This is a genomic window from Clostridia bacterium, from assembly GCA_014360065.1.
GTDB lineage: Bacteria > Bacillota > DSM-521 > Neomoorellales > JACIYF01 > JACIYF01.
Genome location: JACIYF010000133.1, coordinates 1 through 6,279 on the forward strand (window position 1 = coordinate 1; position 6,279 = coordinate 6,279).

Consider the following 6,279-nt stretch of genomic DNA (forward strand, 5'->3'; position numbering starts at 1 on the left):
GGCCTGAGAAAACTTCTGGAAGCTATGCTCCTGGCGCATATAGGCTTGTACCAGCTTGATCCCACTAAGGTTCTCCTGCAGGGAGGCGTTGAGGGCGGCCAGCTTGGCCCGGACGAGGCGGTAGGCCCGGCGGGCGTAGAACTGATATAGGGCGGTGACGGCTATAAGTATAGGCAGGCAAAGCAGCGCTCGCCCGGCCAACCCTACGCTTAGCTGGAGCATCACTGCCATGGTCCCCATCACTAGGAATAGATCACGAAAGGCATAGACCAGAACGCTGGTATACATTTCGTTTAAAGCATCGATGTCGTTGGTGACCCGAGTAACTAGGCGCCCGGCCGGGTTATGATCAAAGTAGGCCAAGGGTAAGTGCTGAAGCCGCCAGAACACTTCCATGCGCAAGTGGTACATGGCCTTCTGGCCCACATATTGCAAGGCATAGGTCTGCAGGTAGTTGAAGATAAAGGCAATAAGAATTAGGGCCAGGTAGAGTAAGGCCAGGCGAACCAGACCCTTGGCCAACGCCTCCGCCTCGGCAGCGGCCAAGGGGAAGGACCGGCCGGTCAGGTACTGGTCGATGGCCATTTTGATGATGTAAGGACTGGCGATTTCCACCCCGGTGGCCACTAAGGACATCGCCAAGGCACCCAGGACCAGGAGCCAATGCTGCCGGGCATAGGCCCAAAGCTTAAGCAGAAGCCAAGGGTCCCCGGCCCGGCGTGGGCTATCGGCATCGCTAAGGATGGCCTCGGCCATAGCTCTCTCCTTCCTCCTTGGCCCCCGATCGTAAGAGGTTAGCCTCGAGGAGCTGGTGACGATAAGCTCGGTAGTACCACCCTCGCTGGCGCATCAGGGCTTGATGGTTGCCCATTTCCACTATCTTGCCGTGGGACAAGACCACGATCAAGTCGCTATTGCGCACTGCGCTCAAGCGGTGGGAAATGATCAGGGTGGTACGCCCCCGGCAAAACTGGCGTAAATTCTCGAGAATCTGCTTTTCGGTGGCGGCATCCACGGCTGACAGGCTATCGTCCAGGATGAGGATGGCGGGATCGCGGATGAGGGCCCGGGCCAGCGCCACTCGCTGGCGCTGGCCTCCCGAAAGGGCAACTCCCCGTTCTCCCACCAGAGTCTCGTAGCCGTGGCTAAAGCTGGCGATATCTTCCTCCAGGCAGGCCAGGCGGGCAACCGCTTCGATCTCTTCCCGGGAAGCGTCCGGGCGGCCAAAAGCGATATTTTCCGCCAAGGTATCCGAAAACAGGAAGCTCTCCTGGGGTACGTAACCGATGTTTTCCCGCAAGCTCCTTAAGGGTAAAGCGTGAATCTCAGCCCCATCGATGAAGATCTGACCCTCCTCCGGTTCATAGAGCCGCAGCAGCAGGTTGGCCAGGGTGGTCTTGCCGCTGCCGCTTGGGCCGACGATGGCCATGGTTTCTCCCGGCTCCACCACCAGATGAAGGTCCTTTAAGGCGGGGGGACTGCTGGCATTGCCGCCATAGCTGAAGGTCAGGCCCTTGAGTTCGATCTTCCCCATAAGCCTCCTCCCCCCTTCAGCCGGTCCAGCTGCCGGCCCCGGCTCCTCAGCCAATAAGGCGTTGATGCGCCCCAAGGAGGCGGCTCCCCGCTGGAAGATATTTATGGACCAGCCCATGGCGATCATGGGCCAAACCAATAGGGCGAGATACCCAACCAGGGCGACAAAGTCGCCCAAGGAAATAGCTTGGCCAAGCACCAGGGGCCCGCCGTAGCCTAAAGCTATCACCAGGCTTGCCCCGGAGAGGAGGTCTACGCTGGGGAAAAGCAGCCCGTGGACCTTGGCAAGATGCAAGTTTTCCTGGACGTAGCTCAGGGATAGCTCATCAAACCCTTGTGTTTCTGCCTGCTCTTGTCCGAAGGCTTTGACCAGGCGGATGCGGGTGACGTTTTGCTCTGCCCTGGCGGCTAGCTGGGCAAACACGGCCTGGACGGTGCGGAAACGCCGATGGATGCGCTGGCCCAAATATCCCACTACTGCCCCCATAGCCGGAAGCGGCAGCAGCGTCACCAAGGTGAGGCGGACATCGATAACTATTAACAGTATGGCCAAGGTGGCCGAAGTAAGTAGGAGGGCATCGATGATAAGCACGGTTCCCATCCCTAGGGCCATGCGTACCGCAGTGAGGTCGTTGGTGGCGTGGGCCATGAGATCCCCTACCGGCCGCTCATCAAAGAAGCGGGGAGGTAGGCTTTGCAGGTGTTGAAATAGCTGGCTGCGCAGCTCGGTCTCGATTAGCCGGGCAGTGCCGCTGATGTGGAGGCGCCAAAGGTAGCGAAACCCGGCAATTCCCAAGGCTACCCCTAGGATGCCTAAGGCTGACCAGGCCAGTAAAGGTGGCGCCAAGGAGCCGTTTTGATAGGCATCGCCAAGGCGGCCTAGGATCTTGGGTGGCGCTAGCTGCAGCAAATCTGCTAAGGCTAGGCTCAGGATGCCAATGAGATAGCGCTTTCGGTATTTAAGGAAAAAAGGCCAGAGGGTGCGATATTCATTCATGATTCATCTTATTCGCTTAAGAAAATGTAAAACCTTTTTGCCAATTACCAATTGGCAGGTGTAATTAGGCCGGCGTCGAATTGGTTGTGTATGCCGGCCATGTCGAAATATGTCGTAAATTGTAAGAGCAGAAATCTAAGCATTAATCTCGAATATTGAAGGGGCAAGGTCAGTGCGGAAGATGCCAGTGCAATTTCTTCAGCCAGGGATGCGGGTAGGTAGGGCCATTTACAGTGCTGATGGCCGGGTATTGCTCAATGCCGGGGTGGTACTGCGGCCCCGCTTCATCGAAGCGCTGAAAGATCTCGGCATTTCCTCCATTTATATAGAAGATAAAGACCTTGAGGGCGTAGAAATAGTGGAGGCTATCTCTGAATCCACTCGCCTGGAAGCCACCAAAATGGTTCGGGATCTAATGGAAGGCGTAAAAAACGGTTACCCGGTGATCATTGAGGCGGAGCGAGTCAACAGAGTAATCGGCAATATGATTGATGAGCTTTTGAAGCAGCACGATTTAATTGTGGACCTTGCCGATATCCGGGTGACCGATGAGTATACCTTCGGCCATTCCGTCAACGTCTGCGTTCTCTCCTTGCTCACGGGCATCACCCTGAACTACAGCCGTTCTAACCTAGAACAGCTGGGCATGGGCGCCATCCTGCATGATCTAGGCAAGACCCGAGTTCCTGAACACATCCTCAACAAGCCCGGGCCCCTAACCCCGGAGGAATTCTCTGAGATCAAGAAGCATACCATCGACGGCTTTACCCTCCTATCTGAGCAAAACTTGCCCCCAAGTACCGCCCGGGTAGCGCTGGAACATCACGAACGCTATAACGGCGGTGGTTACCCTCAGGGCCTCAAGGGAACGGAGATCCATGATTATGCGCGAGTGGTTGGAATAGCCGATGTCTATGACGCGCTAACTACCGATCGGGTGTATCGCAAGGCCTATCCTCCCAATGAAGCCTATGAGCTCATCGCCGGATCCGGCAATCACGCCTATGATTACCAGATAGTGACGGCCTTTTTGAGCAATGTAGCTGCTTATCCGGTGGGAACCTATGTTCAGCTGAATACCGGCGAGATCGGCATCGTCACTGGCACTCCCCGAAAGAAATCGCAGCGGCCCAACGTTCGCATCCTCTACGATCCTTGCGGCCAAAGGATGCGCCACCCCCATGAGGTGGCCCTGGCCGAGGAACTAAGCCTCAGCATCACCCAGGTCATCCCCCCAGAAAAACTACCGCTGCCCCAAAGCTGACCGCCGCAACCCAAGGGCCGGCCACGGTTGGCTTTGGCCCCTGATTCGCGCTCGCTGGTCACGAGCTAGCCAAGGGGATGCGAAAGTGCTAAACTAAGGGCTGGAGGGATGCAATGATGCCGACCTACGACTTCGTTTGCAATGATTGCCACCATTACTTCAGCCAATTTGTGGCTATCAAAGAGAAGGATAAAGTTCGCTGCCCCCAGTGCGATAGCGCCCACGTGAGACAGCGATTTACCGGCTTCATGTTCACCAAGAAAGGGGCTAACGGTGAGGCAGCGGCCGGCGGGGGCGGTTCCAGCTGCTCAGCTTCAAGCTGCGCTGGTTGCTCCGGTTGCTCTTAAGGAGAAGCGAGTTTACCCCACACGCCCAGCCGCGCAGCTGGGCATGAAAAACTACGTAGGATTACGGAGCGTAGGAACAGCGCCTATAGGTTTTTGCCAGTGCGGTCACGGTTACCAAAGTAACCGTTTTTGTCCAGCCTGCATATCCTGTACCAGGGGTGTTTTGTCTATGCAGGTGGGGGATCTGGTAAAAGTAAAGTCGGGCCACCCGGGGGTAATCTTCTGCGTCATCGATTTCAAGACCGGCCGCGACGGCAAGTGCGTAGCTGTGCTTAAGGGCATCTACAATGAAGCCTTTATGGCCGAAGCGCCGCTGGAAGAGCTGATCAACGTTTTGCCCAAGGATAAACTATAATCTATTCTTGAAAGATTTCTTGCTTGAAGCGTGTCCCCTTTTTGGGGACTTTCTTATTTGGTTGTATGTTGCCAGGTCTGGCTTCCCTCCTAGATACTGGTCGGGTTTAACTATAAATTAACCCTCCCTTAGCGGAGATAAGTTTACAGCCCACCGATTGAGAGGTATTCTTATCCACAAAATTGTGAAGACGGCCTGAAGTTTGTCCGGGCCAGCTAAGCCAGTTTTCGGCCAACACACGGCTGTAAGCCACATAGCATATAGCCTTGGGAGCAATCGAAGCATGGAACAAGCTTTAACCCCACAACCGTTGCCGCAAACTAAGTTTGGCCCACAAACCCAGCCAAAGAAGTTTTATATTCCCGTCAAGGTCAAATTCTTCATCGCCAGCGCCATAGCCTTAAGTTGGTTTGTTGTTTCCTGCTGGCTGAGCTACCCGTGGGTGCTGGATCTATCGACTAAGGTAGGGCATTTGGTCGCCTGGCTTATCGTCCTTTTCATAGCCCTGGTTCCCGGATACCTAAATGCATTTCTCTTGGCGAGCCTTTTATTGGACAGGCCCCCGCGCCTTAATCTGGATCGCCAGGATTATCCCCCGCTTTCCATATTGATTGCCGCCTACAACGAAGAAAGGAATATTTCCGAAACCTTAAGGTCCATCAGGCAGCAAGATTACCCAGGTACCATTGAAGTGATTATTGTCGACGATGGCTCTACCGATCGCACCCGGGAAGTAATTCTCGATGCTGGCCTGCCCAACTTGAAGTTAATTGCTGCCGACCATGGGGGCAAGTCGAAAGCCTTAAATCTAGGGCTGGCGGAGGTTGCCCATGAACTGGTAGTCACCATTGATGCCGATACCTTCCTTCATCCCCAGGCCTTAAGACGGATAGTGGCCAGGATGTTGGGTGACCCCCAGCATACCGCTGCCATAGCCGGTTCGGTTTTGGCTAAGAACTCAAGGGATACCTTTATGACCAGGCTGCAGGAGTGGGATTATTTCTTGGCCATTGCTTCGGTTAAGCGCCAGCAGGCTCTCTACCAGGGGACGTTGGTGGCCCAGGGCGCCTTTAGCCTGTATAAGACTAAAGTCTTGCGGTCAATAAATGGGTGGCCGGCTTGTATTGGCGAAGATATTGTCCTCACCTGGGCCTTGATCAAGGCTGGTTACCGAATTGGGTTTGAGCCCACGGCCGTGGGGTTTACCAGGGTGCCGGTTACCTTTAAGCAGTTTGCCCGGCAGAGGCGCCGCTGGGCCCGGGGAATGATCGAGGGCTTCAAGTACCACTGGGACATGCTGTTGCGCTGGCCCCGCCTGGTGACCTACCTAATGAGTTTAGATTTACTTTTTCCTCTTCTTGACCTGACCTATACTTTGGTTTTCATCCCCGGGATCTTTTTAGCCTTGTTAGGCCATTTCTGGGTCGTTGGGCCTATGACCCTGGCGGTTTTGCCGTTGACCCTTCTTATCCAATGGGTCATGTATCGTTACCAGCGGAGAGTATTCTCCGAGCTGGGATTGAAGATCAGGAGAAATCGGCTAGGATTTATAGCTTACTCCCTCATTTACCAACTGATGATGTCTCCAGTTTGCGTGTGGGGCTACGCCGAGGAAATCCTGGGGCTCACCAAGAAATGGTAACTTTTTCCATTGAGAATCCCAAATATGTTGTTCTATAATTTTTATGCGAACATATGTTTTCTTTTTAAAGACCCTAGAACGGGCAGATGGTTTTAATAGGTTATGGGGGAGCAGAGGAGGCTGCGCGGCGCTTTTAGCGCC

The 6,279-nt window shown here is 54.6% G+C and carries 6 protein-coding genes; 4 read left to right on the top strand and 2 right to left on the bottom strand.

The window, feature by feature from the left end:
• Together H5U02_13270 and H5U02_13275 are read right to left on the bottom strand one after the other, a co-directional pair.
• A partial coding sequence (locus H5U02_13270; GenBank protein ID MBC7343392.1) for an ABC transporter ATP-binding protein occupies positions 1–756 on the bottom strand: 756 nt, incomplete at its 3' end.
• Complete coding sequence (locus H5U02_13275; protein MBC7343393.1) at positions 737–2,530, bottom strand: ABC transporter ATP-binding protein; 1,794 nt, start codon at positions 2,528–2,530, stop codon at positions 737–739. The genes H5U02_13275 and H5U02_13270, both read right to left, overlap by 20 nt.
• A gap of 172 nt (positions 2,531–2,702) precedes the next feature.
• Between H5U02_13275 and H5U02_13280 the strand changes: the two genes are divergently transcribed.
• The 4 genes from H5U02_13280 (at position 2,703) to H5U02_13295 (ending at position 6,138) form a co-directional block, all read left to right on the top strand.
• Positions 2,703–3,794 (top strand): HD-GYP domain-containing protein, encoded by a 1,092-nt coding sequence (locus H5U02_13280; GenBank protein MBC7343394.1) that lies wholly within the window; start codon positions 2,703–2,705, stop codon positions 3,792–3,794.
• Positions 3,795–3,910: 116 nt separating this feature from the next.
• Positions 3,911–4,141, top strand: a complete 231-nt coding sequence (locus H5U02_13285; GenBank protein MBC7343395.1) for a zinc ribbon domain-containing protein — start codon at positions 3,911–3,913, stop codon at positions 4,139–4,141.
• Between the two features lie 169 nt (positions 4,142–4,310).
• Positions 4,311–4,496 carry a hypothetical protein gene (locus tag H5U02_13290; GenBank protein MBC7343396.1) on the top strand — a complete coding sequence of 62 codons (186 nt, stop codon included), beginning with the start codon at positions 4,311–4,313 and terminating at the stop codon, positions 4,494–4,496.
• A gap of 283 nt (positions 4,497–4,779) precedes the next feature.
• On the top strand, positions 4,780–6,138 hold the full coding sequence (locus H5U02_13295) for a glycosyltransferase family 2 protein (GenBank protein MBC7343397.1): 1,359 nt from the start codon (positions 4,780–4,782) through the stop codon (positions 6,136–6,138).
• Positions 6,139–6,279: the final 141 nt, after the last annotated feature.